This is a genomic window from Leucobacter faecis (genome assembly GCF_054456635.2).
The window spans coordinates 1-18,254 of sequence record NZ_JBTJEP020000014.1 but is presented as its reverse complement, the minus strand read 5'-3'; the positions used below and the strand labels follow the sequence as shown (position 1 = coordinate 18,254).

The 18,254-nt window shown below is 64.9% G+C and carries 12 protein-coding genes and 1 tRNA gene; 3 read left to right on the top strand and 10 right to left on the bottom strand.

What is annotated here, in order from left to right:
- Positions 1-47 precede the first annotated feature (47 nt).
- A complete protein-coding gene (locus tag ACXR2T_RS11195) occupies positions 48-1,148 on the bottom strand; it encodes an acyltransferase family protein (RefSeq protein WP_489945527.1) in 1,101 nt (366 codons plus the stop codon).
- A gap of 185 nt (positions 1,149-1,333) precedes the next feature.
- Between ACXR2T_RS11195 and ACXR2T_RS11190 the strand changes: the two genes are divergently transcribed.
- Positions 1,334-1,418, top strand: a tRNA-Leu gene (locus tag ACXR2T_RS11190).
- Positions 1,419-1,573: 155 nt separating this feature from the next.
- Here ACXR2T_RS11190 and gatB read toward each other — a convergent pair.
- From gatB to ACXR2T_RS11145, 9 genes are all read right to left on the bottom strand, one after another.
- The gene (gene gatB, locus ACXR2T_RS11185) at positions 1,574-3,088 is read right to left on the bottom strand and encodes an Asp-tRNA(Asn)/Glu-tRNA(Gln) amidotransferase subunit GatB (protein WP_458837628.1); all 1,515 of its coding nucleotides are present in this window, start codon (positions 3,086-3,088) and stop codon (positions 1,574-1,576) included.
- The gene (gatA, locus tag ACXR2T_RS11180; protein ID WP_458837627.1) at positions 3,088-4,623 is read right to left on the bottom strand and encodes an Asp-tRNA(Asn)/Glu-tRNA(Gln) amidotransferase subunit GatA; all 1,536 of its coding nucleotides are present in this window, start codon (positions 4,621-4,623) and stop codon (positions 3,088-3,090) included. Before gatA ends, gatB begins: the two co-directional genes overlap by 1 nt.
- Positions 4,624-4,631: 8 nt before the next feature.
- Complete coding sequence (gene gatC / locus ACXR2T_RS11175; RefSeq protein ID WP_458816572.1) at positions 4,632-4,955, bottom strand: Asp-tRNA(Asn)/Glu-tRNA(Gln) amidotransferase subunit GatC; 324 nt, start codon at positions 4,953-4,955, stop codon at positions 4,632-4,634.
- 61 nt (positions 4,956-5,016) lie between these two features.
- The gene (locus ACXR2T_RS11170) at positions 5,017-5,643 is read right to left on the bottom strand and encodes a DNA-3-methyladenine glycosylase I (RefSeq protein WP_458816570.1); all 627 of its coding nucleotides are present in this window, start codon (positions 5,641-5,643) and stop codon (positions 5,017-5,019) included.
- A 97-nt stretch (positions 5,644-5,740) separates the two neighbouring features.
- Complete coding sequence (ligA, locus tag ACXR2T_RS11165) at positions 5,741-8,110, bottom strand: NAD-dependent DNA ligase LigA (protein ID WP_458837625.1); 2,370 nt, start codon at positions 8,108-8,110, stop codon at positions 5,741-5,743.
- 9 nt (positions 8,111-8,119) lie between these two features.
- The gene (gene mnmA, locus ACXR2T_RS11160; protein ID WP_458816566.1) at positions 8,120-9,355 is read right to left on the bottom strand and encodes a tRNA 2-thiouridine(34) synthase MnmA; all 1,236 of its coding nucleotides are present in this window, start codon (positions 9,353-9,355) and stop codon (positions 8,120-8,122) included.
- 115 nt (positions 9,356-9,470) lie between these two features.
- The gene (locus ACXR2T_RS11155; RefSeq protein ID WP_458837623.1) at positions 9,471-10,655 is read right to left on the bottom strand and encodes a cysteine desulfurase family protein; all 1,185 of its coding nucleotides are present in this window, start codon (positions 10,653-10,655) and stop codon (positions 9,471-9,473) included.
- Positions 10,656-11,678 carry a tetratricopeptide repeat protein gene (locus ACXR2T_RS11150; RefSeq protein ID WP_458837622.1) on the bottom strand — a complete coding sequence of 341 codons (1,023 nt, stop codon included), beginning with the start codon at positions 11,676-11,678 and terminating at the stop codon, positions 10,656-10,658. It abuts the gene before it with no gap.
- Between the two features lie 24 nt (positions 11,679-11,702).
- Entirely contained in the window at positions 11,703-13,574 is a 1,872-nt protein-coding gene (locus ACXR2T_RS11145; RefSeq protein ID WP_458837621.1) for a DUF8094 domain-containing protein, read from the bottom strand.
- 229 nt (positions 13,575-13,803) lie between these two features.
- Here ACXR2T_RS11145 and ACXR2T_RS11140 point away from each other — a divergent pair, with 229 nt between their 5' ends.
- Both ACXR2T_RS11140 and ACXR2T_RS11135 read left to right on the top strand, forming a co-directional pair.
- Positions 13,804-17,004 carry a hypothetical protein gene (locus tag ACXR2T_RS11140; protein WP_458837620.1) on the top strand — a complete coding sequence of 1,067 codons (3,201 nt, stop codon included), beginning with the start codon at positions 13,804-13,806 and terminating at the stop codon, positions 17,002-17,004.
- A 3-nt stretch (positions 17,005-17,007) separates the two neighbouring features.
- Positions 17,008-17,532 carry a ribonuclease H family protein gene (locus ACXR2T_RS11135; protein ID WP_458816556.1) on the top strand — a complete coding sequence of 175 codons (525 nt, stop codon included), beginning with the start codon at positions 17,008-17,010 and terminating at the stop codon, positions 17,530-17,532.
- The last annotated feature ends 722 nt before the right edge of the window (positions 17,533-18,254 follow it).

The window sequence follows — 18,254 nt, the reverse complement described above, 5'->3', positions numbered from 1 at the left end:
CAGTTTACGACATTGTTACTTTTAATGTTGCTGAATACTCAGACGATTCACCGGGTCGCGACTCTCATGCTTTGCGTAGCCAAGCCTTTCGTGCGGGTGAGGCGCTGTCTCAGCAGGCGTTGAATAGGCGCATCGATGATCCGGTTGATGAAGATACTGACAAAGGTTACCGCGATCATGGTTGCGATGAGCAGCATCACACGCATCGAAGTCGCCGCTCCCCGGATCACGTCGCCCAGCAGCACCTGCGAGATAAACACCGTCACAATCGGATGAAACAGATACATGGCATAACTGGCATCGCCGATTTCGAGCAACACGCGCGTCACGAGTCCGTCACGAATGAGCGGTTCGAGCACCAGTGCACACACGAGCAGCAGCACGGCAGGTATCCCGTAGTAGAGCGCGCGCACATCGCTCACCAGGCTGATGATTCCGAGGTCCTGCGCAATGAGCACGCCGAGCGCGAATACCGCACCCAGACCAGCAATACCAAGCCACGCCCAAGCTGTTGCGCCGTGCGAGGCCCCCAAGGTCTTCACGGGGAGCGCTGACGTAGCGCGCGCGAGCACTCGCCGGTAGACCAGCGCGACACCGAGGCCGGCCAGAAACTCGAGCAGAATCGGGTCTTGGTAGAACCGAAGCGCAGGGCTCGATCCTGGCCATATCACGCCGCTGAACACGAGCAGCACGAGTGCGACACCCACGAGAATCAAGGCCGTGCGGGTGGAGCGCACGCACAAGAGGAGCGTCCCCACGAGCAGATAGAAGAACATCTCGTAGTTGAGCGTCCACCCGATCTGCAAAATGGGCCCCATGCGCTCTGGCATCGCATATGGAATGAAGAGGAGAGACTTAATGAGACCTCCCGCATCAACCACGGTCGAGTTTGCACGCCAGGGCATGAGCAGCACCGCCGCCGCCCACGTGAGCGTCGCGATCCAATACAGCGGCACCACGCGAATCACTCGACGGCGCAGAAACTGCTTGCGGCTGCCGAACACGACCGTGCCGATAATGAATCCACTGATCACAAAGAAGACGTCGACGCCCCAGGGACCGGTGCCTGGGAGCGCGAAGATGCCCCCCTCAGCCACGGCGTGAAAGTAAACAACAGCGAGGGCCGCGAGAGCACGCAGAAACTGCACACTTCGCACGGTCGACCGCGTTTTAGCCACCGCTCACAACTCCAGTTCGTGTATCTTCCGAGAAACGCTGGCGCGACTCGCCGTACACCCCGCCCAGACAACCGTTTTATATTAGCCCACTCATGTGCGCTAAGGTATTTCTTGGCACCGCACCAGTGCGGTCCGATTACAATTAAAGAACGCACGCCGGATTGGTGGAATTGGCAGACACGGCGCACTCAAAATGCGCTGCCGAAAGGTGTACGGGTTCGAGTCCCGTATCCGGTACCACAAGACCCGGCCCCGCTTTTGCGGGGCCGGGTCTTTTCGTTTGCACCTGGCGCGATGCGCCCACATTTTGCCCACATCACGCGTCAAACTACGCAGGGCCCGGATCAAATGATCCGGGCCCTGCGTGTTGCGCCGCGCGCTAGTTCGTGCGCTAGTTACTGCGCTGCGCGCTCCAGCACCAGCTCGCGCACGCGCGCTGCGTCGGCCTGGCCGCGCATCGCCTTCATGACAGCTCCGATGACCGCGCCAGCGGCTTGCACCTTGCCGTCGCGGATCTTCTCGAGCACATCGGGCTGCTGCGCGAGCGCCGCATCGATGGCCTCGATCAGGGGGCCGTCGTCTGAGACGATTGCGAGCCCGCGTGCCTCGACGATCTCGCTCGCGGTGCCCTCGCCGTCGATGATGCCGGCGATTACCTGGCGTGCCAGCTTGTCGTTGAGCGTGCCAGCGTCGACGAGCTCGACGACCGAGCCGATCTGCTCGGGCGTAATCAGCTCAGTCGGCTGCGACTGGCGCTCCTTTGCGATACGCGCGATCTCACCCGTCCACCACTTGCGGGCGGTCTGAGCGGGAACACCCGCGGCCACCGTCGACTCGATCGCCTGGACAAGACCGGCGTTCACGACGTCTTGGAACTCGAGCTGCGAGAACTGCCACTCGGCCTTCAGGCGCCGTGTGCGCAGCGTCGGGTGCTCGGGCAGCGTGCCCCGCAGCTCCTCGACCAGCTCACGCGACGGGGTGAGGGGAGCCAGGTCGGGCTCGGGGAAGTAGCGGTAGTCGTCGGCGTCGCTCTTCGGGCGTCCCGGCGAGGTCTCCCCCGTGTCCTCGTGCCAGTGACGGGTCTCTTGGGTAATCGAGCCGCCATCTTCGAGAATGCGCGCCTGGCGCTGAATCTCGAAGCGCACCGCACGCTCGATCGAGCGCAGCGAGTTCACGTTCTTGGTCTCGGTACGTGTGCCGAGTACGCTCATACCGGCACCCTCGTTACCACGGGGACGCAGTGACACATTTGCGTCGCAGCGAATGTTGCCGCGCTCCATGCGTGCATCAGAAATGCCGAGCGCAACCACCATCTCGCGAATCGTCGCAACGTACGCCGACGCGATTTCTGGGGTATCTGCCTCGCCTCCGAAAATGGGGCGGGTCACGATCTCGACGAGCGGCACACCAGCGCGGTTGTAGTCGACGAGCGAGTACTCGGCGCCCTGAATGCGGCCGGTCGACCCACCCACGTGGTTGAGCTTGCCCGCGTCTTCTTCCATGTGAGCGCGCTCGATGGGCACGTGCACCACACGCCCCGAAGCGAGTTCGATCTCGACCGAACCGTCGTGTGCGATCGGATCGTCGAACTGCGAGATCTGATAGTTCTTCGCCATGTCGGGGTAGAAGTAGTTCTTGCGCGCGAAGCCCGAGACCTCTGCGATCTCGCAGCCGAGTGCGAGGCCCAGACGGATCGAGTACTTGACAGCCTCGTCGTTCACCACGGGCAGTGCACCGGGAAGCCCCAGGCACACGGGGGTCAGGTTCGTGTTCGGCTCGGCCCCAAACGTGTTGGGGGCCGACGAGAACATCTTGGTCTTCGTGTTGAGCTCAACGTGCACCTCGAGCCCGATGACGGGCTCGAACTTCTCAAGGGCCTCTTCGAAGCTCATCAGCTTGGTCTTGGCCATTAGTGCGCTGCCTTTCGTGCCGTGCTACCTGCAAGGGTGGGCGCCTGCGCCCAGAACGGAGTGCCGTCGCGGTCGGCGGTGAGCTGCTCGATTGCGGCGCCCGCCCGGTAGAGCCGCGCGTCTTCAAACGCGGGCGCCATCAGCTGCAGCCCCACGGGCATGCCATCTTCTGCGGCGGTGCCAATTGGCAGGCTGAGGCCGGGGAGCCCCGCGAGGTTCGCTGGAATGGTGGTCGCGTCGTTCAGGTAGTCCTGCATTGGGTCGCCGCCGTGAGTACCGAGCTTCCACGCCGTGGTGGGCGCGGTGGGCGATGCGATCACGTCAACCTGTTCGAACGCAGCAGCAAAGTCGCGCTGAATCAGTGTGCGCACCTTCTGCGCGCTGCCGTAGTAGGCGTCGTAGTAACCGGCAGAAAGGGCGTATGTACCGAGAATGATGCGGCGCTTCACTTCGGCGCCAAAGCCCGCGGCGCGAGTCTGGCTCATGACGTCTTCGACGGTGCCGCCGCCCTGGGGGTTGACGCGCATGCCAAACCGCACGGAGTCGTACTTCGCGAGGTTACTCGAGGCTTCGGCGGGCAAAATCAGGTAGTAGGCTGCCACCGCGTACTCGAAGTGCGGGGCGTCGATCTCGACGATCTCGGCGCCCGCGGCGGTCAGCTGCGCGAGCGTTTCCTCGAAACGCGCCTTCACGCCCGGCTGCACGCCATCAAGCATCAGCTGCTTGACGACGCCCACGCGCAGGCCCTTCAGCGTCGCCGGATCGGCGCCGCCCCGGGCGGCCGCAGCCATTGACGGCCACGCAAAGTCCAGCGACGTCGAGTCGTGACGGTCGTGCCCGGCGATCACATCGTGCAGCAGCGCGGTGTCGAGCACGGTACGCGCGCAGGGGCCGATCTGGTCGAGCGATGAGGCAAGCGCGATCGCACCGTAACGGCTTACACCGCCGTAGGTGGGCTTTGCGCCCACTGTGCCGGTGAGCGCGGCGGGCTGCCGGATCGAGCCACCGGTGTCGCTGCCGAGCGCGAGCGGCGACTGGAATGCCGCCACAGCAGCGGCCGAGCCGCCACCCGAACCACCGGGCACGAGCTCGGTGTTCCAGGGGTTGCGCGTGGGGCCGTAGGCCGAGTTTTCGGTGGCAGAGCCCATGGCGAACTCGTCCATGTTGGTCTTGCCGATCGACACGAGACCGGCCGCGCGAGCCTTAGCGACCGCGGTCGCGTCAAACGGCGAGCGGTAACCTTCAAGAATCTTCGACCCCGAGGTCGAGGGCATATCGGTCGTGACGAGCACATCCTTCACCGCGAGTGGCACGCCCGCGAGCTCGCCCAGGGACTCCCCTGCTGCACGACGCTCATCGATGGAACGTGCCGCGGCGAGCGAAGCCTCTTCATTCGTCGCGAGAAACGCGTTCAACTCGCCGTCCACGGCGGTGATCTGCGCGAGGTGAGCGCGCGTCGCCTCTTCAGACGAAACCTCACCCGAGGCAATCTTGCCCGCCAGCTCTGCTGCGGTCAAGGTAATCAATTCACTCATGGCTCTCCCTACTGCTCTTCGCCCAGAATCGAGGAGACCCGGAACATGCCGTCGGTCTGCTCGGGCGCGTTGGCGAGCGCCTCTTCACGGGTCAGCTGGTCGGTGATCTCGTCTGCGCGAGTCACGTTGTTCAGCGGAATGGGGTGGCTGGTGGCGGGAACGTCTGCTCCGGCCACCTCGCTCACCTTTGCGATATTCGTGAGGATCGAACCGAGGTCACTCGAAAGTGAGGCGACCTCGGAGTCAGAAAGGGCGATCCGGGCGAGGCCTGCGAGATGCTGTACGGCCTCGGCCGTGATCTCGCTGCTCGCGCCCGCTGGCGTTTCAGGCATGCTGCTCCATCGTTACGTCGGAACTGAAAGGGTTCTGTGAACCCCACTATCCTACCGACCGTCAGCTTTGTGGGGGCCGAACCGCCAGAGTTCTTGAACCGTCACGCTCCCACAACCCCGAACAGCCTCGACGGTGGCTCGAGATGAGATGGGCGTCGACGATGCCGAGGGCAGCCATCAACGCGTACGCGGTGGTCGGGCCGACGAATTTGAATCCCTGCTGTTTCAGTCTTTGGGCGAGCGCCGCGGACTCGGGCGAGTGCGATGGCACCTGCGATTCGGTGATCGGCGCGGGCGATCGCTCGGGCATCGCCGACCACACGAGCTCCGCGAGTGTCGTACCGCGCTCGTGGAGCCTCAGCACCGCCTGTGCGTTCGAGACGGTGGCATCGATTTTGCGCCGGTTTCGTACGATTCCGGGGTTCTCCATCAACTCGGCCACTTCTGCCTCGCCAAATTGACTCACGATCTCGGGCTCAAACCCTTGAAACGCCGCGCGAAACGCGTCGCGTTTGCGCAGAATGATGAGCCACGACAGGCCCGACTGAAACGCTTCGAGACTGAGCCGCTCGAACACACCAGCTTCGCTTGACACGGGCACGCCCCACTCGGTGTCGTAGTACTCAGTGAGCAGCGGGTCGGTCGTCGCCCACCCCGCCCGATTCGGTGTCTGCGTCGCCTCGGTCATGTCAGTGCTCCCCTTCACACCTCACCGCTGTTCCAGTCTCCCTAGGGTAACCAGAAAGAACGACATGTGGTGTCTGAAGTGTCAATCTGTGGATAAGTTACTCACCCGCGAGCGTGAGTGCGCCGGGCCCCTGGGTGACGAGCACGGCAAACTGGGCGGCGTCGAGCACGGGGATTCCCAGCTCCTCGGCCTTCGCAAGTTTTGATCCGGCCCCTGGCCCCGCCGCGACATAGTCAGTTTTCTTCGAAACCCCCGAGGCGGCTTTGCCGCCCGCTTGGATGATCGCTTCTTTAGCGCCGTCGCGCGTAAAGCCCTCGAGCGAGCCCGTTGCGACGATCGTGAGCCCCTCGAGTACACCACCCTCGGGTACTTGTGCCCCCGGCCCGGGGTGCCCCGGCGTCGCCCACTGCACTCCCGCGGCCGCCCAGCGATCAACGATTTCGACGTGCCAATCGACCTCAAACCAGGCCTGCATCGACTCGGCAATGATGTCACCGACGCCTTCGACCTCGGCGAGCTCTTCGACCGACGCCGCCCGAATAGCTGCAAGCGAGCCAAACCAGTCAGCAAGGGCTCGCGCCGCGACCGGGCCTACGTGGCGAATATTGAGCGACACGAGCAGCCGCCAGAGCGGTTTCGTCTTCGCTTTCTCGAGCTCGGCGAGCAGCGTGAACGCGTCCTTGGCTGGTTGTAGCTCACGGTGGTTCTTCTTGATGCCGGCTGCGCGGCGGTCTGCCGCGGTCGCGTCTTCCCAACCGGGCGGGTAGGTCGCGGGCCCAAGTTTCTGAAACGGAGTACGCCGCGCAAAGTCGCCCGTCGCCTCGTCGATGCGGGGTTCACCCGTCTCTGTGTCGCGCACAATCACCACGATGGGCACGAGCTCATCGATGGTCAGATCGAACAGGCCAGCTTCGGTTTGCAGCGGCGCTTTCTCGGGCACCTCTGGCCCGGTGAGCGCGGCGGCCGTAATCTCGCCGAGCACCTCAACGTCGAGCGCACCGCGCGAACCAATGTGTTCGACCCTGCCGCGCACTTGCGCTGGGCAGGCTCGCGCGTTCGGGCAGCGCAGATCGATATCGCCCTCTTTCATGGCGCGCAGCGTATGCCCGCACTCGGGGCACCCTTCAGGCATGCGCCACTCAGTTTCAGAGCCGTCCCGCAACTCGATCACGGCCCCGAGCACCTCGGGAATCACGTCACCCGCTTTGCGCAGCACGACCGTGTCTCCAATGAGCACGCCCTTCGCTTTCACCACCTGCTGGTTGTGCAGCGTGGCCTGGCTCACGGTAGAGCCCGCGACCTTCACTGGTGCCATCACCGCGTATGGCGTGGCCCTACCTGTGCGCCCCACCCCCACCCGAATCTCGAGCAGCTTCGTGTGCACTTCTTCGGGCGGATACTTGTACGCGATCGCCCAGCGCGGTGCGCGGCTCGTCTCACCGAGCTCAGCGTGCAGAGCCAGTTCATCTACCTTCACCACGATGCCGTCGATCTCGTGCTCAACATCGTGGCGGTGCTCTCCACGATCGGCGATAAACGCCTCCACCTCGGCCATGTCTTCGAACACGCGCGAGTGCGGCGACACGGGCAGGCCCCATTCGCCCAGCAGCCGGTAGGCGTCAGATTGATTGGCAAACTGCGGGTGCGACCACGCACCAATCCCGTGCACGTAGAGCGCGAGGCGCCCGAGACGCTCGCGCATAAGGGTAAGCTCGGCTTCGCTTTTGTTGTCTGAGCGCTGACGCAGGCTGCCCGCTGCCGTGTTGCGCGCGTTAGCAAATTCGGGGTACTTCACCGGGATCTGCTCGGCTGTGCGCCCCCGGGCCCGCAAGCCTTCGGCGTACTCTGCCTGCAGCTCGTGCTGCCGTGTGTTGAGCCACGCGAAGTCTTGACCGCGCAAAAACACCTCCCCGCGCGCTTCAAAGAACGAGGGGATCCCCTCCCCCGTAAGCACGCGCGGGATCGCCGGAATCATGTCGATGTTCTCGGTGATGTCTTCGCCCACCCGACCATCACCGCGCGTAGTCGCGGTCTCGAGCACCCCGTCGCGGTAGGCCAGGTTTATCGCCAGGCCGTCAATCTTCAGTTCGCTGAGCCAGCGCACCTGGCGGCCTGCGGCGGCGCGAGTCTTTTCGGCCCACTCGTGAAACTCACCCAGCGAGAACACGTTGTCGAGGCTGAGCATGCGCTCGGCATGCTCGTGCTCAGGAAACCCGGCAGACACGATCTGCGCTCCGACATCGCGCGTCGGGCTGTCTTGGCCCGCGAGCTCGGGGAACGCGTGCTCGATCGCTTCGAGTCGGTGAAACAGAACGTCGTACTCGGCATCTGACACGAGGCCGTACCCCTGCGAGTAGTAGGCGACGCGCAGCCGCTCTATCTCGACCGAAAGCTGTTCGGCTTCGACGCGCGCGGCGGCAAAGTCGAGGGTGTCAACGGCGGGCAATTGCGGGGAGTTGTTCGTCACCCCTCAATTCTAGAAGTGCACAGGCTGTGCGTCACCCACCGAACGCTCAGTGGGCTGCGCGTCACGCACCACTCCTGTTTCGATATTTGACGCCGCTTCGTCGGCTGGCACCGCGCGGTCGATCGTGAACTGCCCGAGCACGCGTGTGCCAATGTAGACAACCGCGGTCTGCCCCGGGGCGACCCCGATGAGCGGCTCGGCATGTTCGAGGTCGATGTCGACAACAATCTCGTGAGAAGCGCCCGCGCGATGCTGTTCGGTGCGCTCAGATTCAATGATGGGGGCGAGACGCGCGAACGCGGGCACGGGGTCGGCGTGGGCGCGAATCTGCACCTCGCACTTAAACGTCTCGGTCACATCAAAGCCGGGCTCCCCGGCCCAGCTATAGCGCCCGCCCGCGATGCGCGAAATGGCGAGGCTCTCTTTGGGACCGACCACTACCTGGTTTGAGACGGGCCGAATCGAGAGCACAAAACGCGGTTTACCGTCGGGGGCGGGGCGCCCAATCGCAAGCCCCCGCCGCTGGCCCACCGTGTACCCGTGAGCACCATCATGCTGCCCGACGATCTCGCCCGCGGCGTCGACGATGTCACCTGGAGTGCGCTCGACGTGGTCTGAAAGCCAACCGCGAGTGTCACCGTCGGGAATGAAACAGATGTCGTGGCTGTCGGGCTTCTGGGCCACCTGCAGCCCGCGCTCGGCTGCCTCAGCGCGAATCAACTGCTTTGATGGCGTATCCCCGAGCGGAAAGTAGCAGTGCGCGAGCTGTTTCTCGGTGAGCACGCCCAGGACGTACGACTGATCCTTTGCCCATGCGCTCGCGCGATGCAGCTGCGGGCCGCTGGGCCCGGCTTCGAGTGTGGCATAGTGGCCCGTCGCCACCGCGTCAAAGCCGAGCGCGATGGCCTTGTCAAGCAGCGCTTCGAACTTAATCTTCTCGTTGCATCGCATGCACGGGTTGGGTGTACGCCCCGCGGCGTACTCGGCAATAAAGTCGTCAACAACGTCTTCCTTAAACCGCTCGCTCAGGTCCCACACGTAGAAGGGAATCTCGAGCAGGTTCGCGGCGCGCCGTGCATCCATCGCGTCCTCGACCGTGCAACAGCCGCGGGATCCGGTGCGAATCGTGCCCGGCATGCGACTGAGCGCAAGGTGCACTCCGACCACTTCGTGCCCCGCTTCGACGGCACGTGCCGCCGCCACTGCGGAGTCAACGCCGCCGCTCATCGCCGCCAAGATTTTCATCAGAACAGTCTACTCGCCCGGCTGCTGTGTAAGTACCCGACGCGTGTGCGCTAACTGCGCAGGCACGACTCTGCGATGGCCGCGCTCACGAAAGCCGCGCTCACGAAAGCACCGCCTACGAAAGCCCCGCGACACGCGCCCGGTCGATCGCGGCCGGCAGCGCGGCAAGGAGCGCGTCAACCTCGGCGTCGCTCGTGCCGGGGCCCAGCGTAAACCGCAGGGCACCTGCGGCTTCAGCCTCTGGCACACCCATCGCGAGCAGCACGTGTGAGATCTCGTGCACTCCCGCCTGGCACGCTGAGCCCACCGAAACAGACACGCCTGCCGCGTCGAGCAAGAACACGAGCGAGTCCCCCTGACAGCCCGCAAAGGTGAAGTGGGCGTTGCCCGCGACCCGCCCCTCTCCCTCGGGCCCACGCATCACGGCGTCGGGAGCGACCGCTCTCACGCCCGCCACGAGCCTGTCGCGCAGCAAACGGGTGCGCGCGACGCGGCCCACGCGCGGCGTGCCGTCGTCCTCGACCGCAAGGTCGAGCGCGGCCGCGAACGCGACGGCGCCGGCCACATCCTGTGATCCGGATCGCGCCCGCTGCTGCGTGCCTCCGTGTAACAGCGGGTCGGCCGCGGTGCGGCGCCCCAGCACGAGGGCGCCAACGCCCACCGGGCCCCCGATCTTGTGAGCTGAAACACTGAGCGCCGCCGCGCCCGTCTCAGCAAAGTCGATGCGTTCTTGCCCGAGGGCCGCGACTGCGTCAACGTGCACCGGCACGCTGTAGCGCGCGGCCACCCGGCACAGCTCAGCTACCGGCTGCACCGTGCCCACCTCGTTATTGACCCACATGAGGGTGGCGAGCGCGATCTGGTCTGGCCCGACGCGTTCAATCACGGACGCGAGAGTTTCGGGCGCTATACGCCCGGCCCCATCGATCGGCACTTCCACCAGACTCGCGCCCTGAGTCGCTTCGAGCCACTGGGCTGCTTCGAACGTCGCATGGTGCTCGCCCGCGGCGACGAGCACCGCAGGGCCTGATCCGGATCGACGACGCGCCCAGTACATGCCTTTGATCGCGAGGTTAATGGCCTCGGTGCCGCCGCCAGTGAGGATGGTCTCGGCGCGGTCGCAGCCCAGTGCCGCCGCGATACGATCGCGCGCGGTCTCGAGCATTTCGCTCGCGTGCTGGCCGTGCTGGTGCGTGGAGGCGGGGTTACCCACCACGGTGAGTGCGTCGAGATACGCTTCACGCACCTCGGCCGGCATGGGCGAGGTGGCAGCGTGATCGAGATAGGCGCGCGCGTTCATCTAGTAGAGCAGGTTTGCGAGCTGCCCGCGCGCCGCAATGACGCGCTGGTCTGCGACTCCAACCACTTCAAAGAGTTCGAGGAGACGCTCACGAATCTGAGCCTGGCCGTCTGCATCTTGACCGGCAAACATGTCTAGTAGCCGCAGAAAGCCATCCTCGATGTGCCCGCCCGACACGTCGAGATCTGCGACGCGCAGCTGCGCTTCGACGTCGTTCGGGTTCTGACCCGCCGCCGTGCGAATCTCGTCAATGGTGTAGCCCTGGAGCCGATGCAGAAGCTTCACTTGCACGAGTGCGGCGCGCGCTTCGGCGTCTGCGGGCGCCTTTTTCAGCACGGTCTCCCACTCGGCGATAGCCGTCGCGAAGTCACCGTTCTCGCCCGCTTCGACCGCAGCACGGTGCGCCTCAGGAATCTGCGGTTCTGCGGGCGGCGCCGGTTCTGCTCCCGGCACCGACTGCTGCGTGTCGGGCGCGCTCACGCGACCGGTAACGCCCTGCTGCGCCGATAGCTGCAGCAGCTGCCCAAACACCTCGCGCACCTGTGCCTCGGGCATAGCCCCCTGGAACAGCGGCACGGGGCGCCCGCCCACGAGAGCCACGACGGTAGGAATGCTCTGGGCTTGAAACGCCTGCGCGATGCCGGGGTTGGCGTCTACGTCGACCTTGGCGAGCAGCAACTGCCCACCAAATTCGAGTGCCAGCTTCTCGAGGATGGGTCCCAGCGTCTTGCACGGCTGGCACCACTCGGCCCACAGATCGATCACCACGGGCACGACGGCAGAGAGCTGCGCCACCTGCTCAAACGTGGCATCGGTGACATCGAGCACCAGTGACGGCACATCGACCGTCTGGCCCTGCGATGAGGCCCCGCCCTGCTGTGGCGCAGACCCGTCACCGTTCGCCGGCGCCTGAGACTGGGCCTGCGCCTGGGCTTGGGCCTGGGCTTGGGCTTGGTGCCGTGCTGCGAGATGGCTGAGGTCGACGCCACCGCCGGGAATGCGCTCGGGCATCGGGTTACTCATCGTGTGATCCTCCAGTTTGTGTAGTTAGTTCGTGGCGCCGACGAGCTCGCTCGTCACGCCCAGCAGCTGAATCTTGGTGTTCGACGTGTCGGTTTTACTCGGCACAAAGAAGAGCAGCTGGTGCGCCACCTGCTGCACCAGTCGGTCTTGTTCACCTGAGAGGCCCGACAGCGCGGTCACCGCGTCCTTCGCCTGCGGCTTGTAGCGACCGCCGGCAGAATCAACGATCTGCTGCTCAAGCACCGTAGTGGCGACGAGCGCCCCGCCTGCTCCGGTCGACAGTGCGGTGATGCGCTCGTCGCCCTGCGATGCGGTCGCGCTGAACTGCATCGTCTGTCCCTTTGTGTCTGACTCGGCCTGCGCTTTCGCGGCGCGTGTCTTGCCGTAGTTCTCGAGCAGGGTGTCATTGGTGAGGTCGAACAGCTCTGCCTCGCTCGTCTCGGTGCCGTCTTGCAGCATCGCGGCGTAGGCGTCACCGACCTTGCCCGGCGCGAGCACGAGCGTTTCAATGTCATCAGCGAGCACGGCAGTGCCGTCCTCAGCCGGTGCCGCCTGCGGCATCGAGATGCCACCGCGCAGGGCAATGTCGCGTGACACCAAGAAATTGCTGTGCGGGCTCTCCTGGCGCAAAATCAACGCGAGCGAGGGCGAAGCATCTTCGGAACCATCGCCCGCCTTAGATTCAACCGTCACAAACACTGTGCGCGGCCACCCCTCAGTGCTCTGCACGAGACGGTACTCGAGCTCCTGGTCAGTGATGATCGGGGGAATCACTTCGTACCCCGGCATGGCCGCCCGAATCGTGTAGTTTGCCGCGCGCTGCGCGAGAGCATCACCGGTAAATCGGCTTTCGAGAAGCTCAGCGTCAAGCGCTTCATCTGCCGCCGTCGCATCGGCCGACACACTCTTCACGATCCGCTGCATCTGAGCATCAGTCACGGGCACGGGCGCAACCCCCGAATCTGGCTGCTCGGCTGGCTGCTCGGCCGCAGGCTGCTCATCAAACTGCGGCCAGTAACTCGCTGAACACCCCGATAGGCCGAGCGCCAGTGTGACACCCACCGCGGGCAGCAGAGCCCTTCGCCGCGCAATGGCGGTGCGCGCGCTCGTGCCGGATCCGGCGCTGCGCTCTGTTTGCTCGCCCGCAGGCGGAGCGACCGCTTGCACGTCGGGCGTGGTGTCCTTGCCTCGGCGGGTGAAGGAGTTGCGCAGGCCCTGGAGCGGGCCTCTGCGGCCGCGGCGCGGCCCGAGCCCGCGGCGATCGTGATCGATCGCGAGCAAATACAGTACGCCGCCCACGAGCGCGAAGAGCGCGCCCGCCGCAAGCAGCGGGCCTGCCCACGGCGTATTGCGGTCTTGTGCCCACACGAGCGCAACATCTGCGGGCACCGGATCGACGCCGTTGGACGCGATGATGACCGACTCGTCTGCGTCTAGAGCGACCGGAACCCGTAGTACGTCCGTCTCGTTCGACGCGCCAGCCGCTTCGAGCGAACGCTCCTCAAGCCACAGGTCAGAGCCGTGCGGGTCGAGCGCTTCGACAGCCTCTTCGCCCGCCGCTTCGTCAACGATTGCCGGGGCCATGAGCGCAGTCTGAAGGGTCTTCGAGGCTTCTGCGACGGTGAGTTCAGCGTGAGAGAAGGGCTCCACCCATCCCTGCACGTCACGCGTCGCGCCGGTGGCCACAAACGCCGTCTCGCCACTCACCACCACGTTCGCTTGACCGGGCACCTTTGCAAGCTCGGCGCCGTCAATCACGGCGTAGCCCGTGTCTGACTGCGTGTCGATCGGAAAACGGATTTCGGCGGGGCCCGCCAAGAAAGTGCGCTGGCCGATTCCGAGCAGCAGCAGCAGCCCAGAGGCCACCAGGGCCACAATTGCAAGCACGTGTCGCACGAGATGCTCCTCGCCTCAGAAAATTCGGTACCGTCCAACGCTACCCGAGCTTTCCGAGATTCCCATGCGGCGCGGCCGGATTAGCGCAGACCGGGCACAATCCCGCCGCGACGCACAGCGTCTCATTCTCGGACATTGGGAGTGTCATTCCAGTATCATGATGCGGGTACATGCCCGCTCGACGGCCACCCACACGGGGTGCAACCGTTTTTAGGTATTCGGAGGCCCCGTGTCCGACTCTTCCCAACAGTTCACTCCTGCGTTTCGCGGTTACAATCGCGACGAGGTCGATGAGCGGATCGGGTCGCTAACTGGCCACATCTCTACCCTGCAGTCACACCTTGACTCACTGCAGCACGCGCACCAGCAGGCGGCCGCTGTAGGGCAAGAGCAGCGCGAGCTTATCGCCGACCTGCAAGATCAGGTGGCCGAGCTGGGTGCCACCGGATACTCAGGGTTGGGCCTGCGCGTCGAGAAGAGCCTGCAGGTTGCAGAGGATCACGCGCAGCGACTCATGGCGCAGGCTGATCTCGACGCGGAGAAGCTGCGCCGCTCTTCGGAGGACGAGGCTTCTCGCGTACTCGCATCGGCGCAGGAGCGCGCAGACGAACTCTTGCTCGCAGCCGCAGAACAGGCGGAGACCCTCATTGCGGGCGCGCGCACTGACCTGGCCGAGCAGACCGCACACGCCAACTCAGAGCGCGAGCAGCTTCGCGTAGAAGCGGACCGCCACGCTGAACTTACCCGGAGCTCTGCCACCCGAGAGGCTACCGCCGAGCGCGAAACAGCGCACCGTGAGGCGGAAGCAGAACTTGCGGCCGCTCGCGCAGCGGCCGCCGAGCTGCTCGGCACCGCACAGTCGGCAGCCAATGAGTTGCGTGAAGAAACTGAACGCCGTGCCGACTCGTTTACGCGTGAACGCGCCGAGAGCGAGCGCGAGGCTGAGCTTGAGCGCGCACGTCTCACACAGGAGGCGGAGCGTGCCCGCGCCGAGTTTGCGGCGAAGCGTCAGCGGGAAGAGGCCGAGCTCGAGGAGCGTTACACCGAGCGCTCGCGCGAGCTTGAGGCGCGCGCAGACAGCGAACGTCGCGAGCTCACCAGCGAAATGGAAGCGCTGCGCGCGCTCATTGCGCAGGAGCGCACCGATCACGAAGCAGAGATCGCACTTGAGCGGTCGGCGCAGCGCGACCGCCTTAAGACCGAGCTCGCAGCGCACGATGCCCGGATCGCGCAGGAGCTCACTGCACAGTCGGCAGCCCTGATCCGGGAGGCAGACGCGGCGCACGCCGAGGCTGCGACACTTGCACAGCAGGCCGAACGCGAGCGTGAGCGCGCGAATGCACATGCCGCCGAAGAAATTGAACGCCTCGCGTCCGAGCACAGCGCGCGCCTCACGGCCGAGCGTGACCGCCAGCACACCGAGCTCACGGCCGAGCGTAAAACACACGATGAGACCCTGAGCCTCGAGCGCGAAGAGCACGAAGCTACCATCGTGGCTGAACGTACGGCACACGAAGCGGCGATCACCCGCGAGCGCGAGGCACACGAGACTGCTATCGATGAAGAGCTTACGGCCCACCGCAATACGGTGCAGCGCGAGCGTTCTGACCACGATGCACAGCTCGCGACCGAGCTTGCGCAGCACGTCGAAACGATTGCGGCCGAACGCGAGTCGCATGACGCGCTCATGGCAACCGAGCGCGAAGCACACGAGGCGTCGATCGCGCAGGAGCGCACCGATCACGAGGATCGGATTCGCAGCCAGATCGTCGCGCATGAGGCGCGCCTCGGCAATGAGCTCGAATCTCACCATGCCAAGATCGCTTCGGAGCGCGGTGCACACGACGCGCGCATCAGCGCTGAGCGTGAGGCGCACGACTCGACGCTTTCTGCAGAGCGCGAGGCGCACGACTCGACCCTTGTCTCTGAGCGCGAGGCGCACGACAAGATTTTGAGCGCCGAGCGCGCCGAGCAAGAGGCCACTCTCGAGGCGACGGCGAAAGACCAGCAGGCGAAGCTCGCCACCGAGCTCGCTGACCACGTCGCGCAGCTGCTGCGGGAACGCACCGAACACGACTCAGCGATCTCGACTGAGGCTGCAGAGCACACGGCTCACCTTGAAAGCGAGCGCGAGACACAGCAGGTCGAGTTGACGGTGGCGCGCGAAGCTCACGACGCGGCAATCGCGTCAGAGTCAGCGCAGCTTCGTACGACACTCGCCGACGAGCGTTCAACCCATGATGCTCAGCTCGCGCAGGAGCGAGACGCCCAACGTGAGCTGCTGGGCACCGAGCGGGAGACGCACGACTCGAAGCTTGGCGAAGAACTCGCCGCGCACCAGGATCGCCTGATTCGCGAGTCTGAGGCGTTGCGCTCGAACCTCGCCGCAGAAAAGACAGCACAAGAGGACGAACTTGCGGCACTGCGCGCCCAGCAGGAGCGCGCCCTCGCTACCGAACTTGCGGCGCACACAGCTCGCATTGCTGACGAGACTGTCGTGCACGACGAGCGAATCGCCGCACAACTCGACGCGCATACTCGTCGAATTGATGATGAGCGTGAGGCTGCTGCCGCGCATAACCTGGCCGAGCGAGAGGCCGCTGCGGCATCCATCGCCGTAGAGCAAGAATCATCGCAGCTGCAGCTTGACCTCGAGCGCACTAAGCTGGCCGCCGATCTGGCTCGGGAGCGCGAGGATCACGAGCGCGAGATCGCCACATCGCGCGCGCAGCACGACGAGACGCTGCGCATCGAGCGTGAGCAGCAGTCAGACGCACTTGCACGCGAGGTGGCGGCGAAGCGCGCGGCCGTGACAGAAGAGACCGACCTGTTGCGTACCGATACGGTGGCTGAACTCGCGGCGTACCGCGAGGGCGAAGAGCGTGACCTGGCTGCACTGCGTGCGAGCGCAGAGGACGATTCGCGTGCGTTGCGCGAGCAGATTGACGCCGATACCCTCGCATTCTCGACCTCGTCTGCGCAGCAGCGCGATGAGCTCGAGCAAGACCTCGCTGCAAGGCAGCGTGCGGCCCAGGAGGCGTCGAGCCGCGAGATCGCGGCCGCAACCGCTGAGCTGGCTGAGCTGCAAGACCAGCTTGACACCGCTCGCGCTGAGTACGATCGCGTCACCACCGAAGCAGCGCATGACGCTCGCGCTACACGCGCTCAGGCCGAGACTGATGCTGCGGCCATCGTGCTCGAGGCCGAGCGCCGTGCTCAGGTCACGTTCCACGCAGCCGAGGAGCGCGCCACCAAGGTGCTCGCGGCAGCCGAGGATCGCATGACGCAGCTGAAGGTGGAGCGTGGTGCTGTCGCGCGATACTTCGAGAGCCTGGGCGAGGTCATCACTAACGCGCAGAAGATGAGCACGGTTGCGGGCCGTCTGGTTGAGGCGCCCGTCGCTGAAGCTATCGAAGATCAGGAGTCTTGATCCATGAGCATTATTGCTGCGGCCGACGGCTCGGCGCTCGGTAACCCCGGCCCCGCGGGCTGGGCCTGGGTGATCGACGCGAATCAGTGGCGCGCGGGCGGCTGGCCCCGCGCCACCAATAACCAGGGCGAGCTCATGGCGGTGCTAGACCTTCTGCATGCTACGGCTAGTCGAGCGAGCGAACCTCTCATCGTGCTCTGTGACAGCCAATACGTCATCAACTCGGTGACCCAGTGGATGCCCGGGTGGAAGCGTCGCGGCTGGCGCAAGGCCGACGGTAAGCCCGTGCTCAACCGTGAGCTGCTCGAGCAGATCGATGCCGCCATGGTGGGCCGCTCGGTGCTGTTTCAATGGGTCAAGGGGCACGCCGGTCACCCCCTGAATGAGGCCGCCGACGATCGCGCGCGGGCCGCGGCGACAGCGTTTCAGGCCGGTCTCGCTCCGGATCACGGGCCGGGTCTTGCGGGCGCGGCTCCTTCGCTTACGGTGAGCGTTGATGCAGCGGAGGCCCCGCCTACGCTGTTCTAACGGCAGTTCTCTCGACTGTACTAGCGCTTATGCTGCCGACTTCACGTCTGGGGCGGAGCTCTGAATCCTCCTGAGTTGACCGGCTGAAGCGAATTTCACGGCATACGGTATCAAAAGTGTTGAATTCATACGGTCTTTAGCTGCAAACGTGGTCACTAACGCACAGCGTTCTGCACCCACGTGGCCTTGTCGACTGACGTGTATGAGTTCGAGTGAGATGTATGCTTTCGTGGCCGTGAGCCGCCACGATGACATACATCTCACTCGATCTCATACATTGGAGTCGCTCTGGCGTCTGGAATGCCGCCCGCCGGCGCTGCAGGGCGAAATCATAGGGGCGAGCGAGCAGCGATGACTTGGCATACAGCTGCACAGGCGCAGGCGCAGATGCCGAGCTCAGTGGCTTCGTGTGACCGCGCGCATAGTCATACCGAGTGGGTCTAGGTCTGCGCGCTAATGATTGGCCGAGGACGATTGGCCGAGGTGACAACATTTAGGTGGTCACTAATTCGGTCAACTCAGGTACTAGCGCTTGTGCTGCCGACTTCGCGTCTGGGGCGGAGCTCTGAATCCTCCTGTGGACACACTCGTCCCAGGAGGATTCTTTTACCCCGTTCGCGGCCTGCGCTGCTGCCCCGGCACCGACCGCCCCGCCACATGCTCCATCGCCACCGCCCACACCGACCTGGCCGGCCGCCACACCATACCGGGATCCCACCACC

Coding starts and splice junctions, on each gene's coding strand:
- mnmA (WP_458816566.1), bottom strand. CDS start 9,355: ATGAAAATCTTGGCGGCGATGAGCGGCGGCGTTGACTCCGCAGTGGCG.
- ACXR2T_RS11135 (WP_458816556.1), top strand. CDS start 17,008: ATGAGCATTATTGCTGCGGCCGACGGCTCGGCGCTCGGTAACCCCGGC.
- gatA (WP_458837627.1), bottom strand. CDS start 4,623: ATGAGTGAATTGATTACCTTGACCGCAGCAGAGCTGGCGGGCAAGATT.
- ACXR2T_RS11155 (WP_458837623.1), bottom strand. CDS start 10,655: ATGAACGCGCGCGCCTATCTCGATCACGCTGCCACCTCGCCCATGCCG.
- ACXR2T_RS11170 (WP_458816570.1), bottom strand. CDS start 5,643: ATGACCGAGGCGACGCAGACACCGAATCGGGCGGGGTGGGCGACGACC.
- gatB (WP_458837628.1), bottom strand. CDS start 3,088: ATGGCCAAGACCAAGCTGATGAGCTTCGAAGAGGCCCTTGAGAAGTTC.
- ACXR2T_RS11150 (WP_458837622.1), bottom strand. CDS start 11,678: ATGAGTAACCCGATGCCCGAGCGCATTCCCGGCGGTGGCGTCGACCTC.
- gatC (WP_458816572.1), bottom strand. CDS start 4,955: ATGCCTGAAACGCCAGCGGGCGCGAGCAGCGAGATCACGGCCGAGGCC.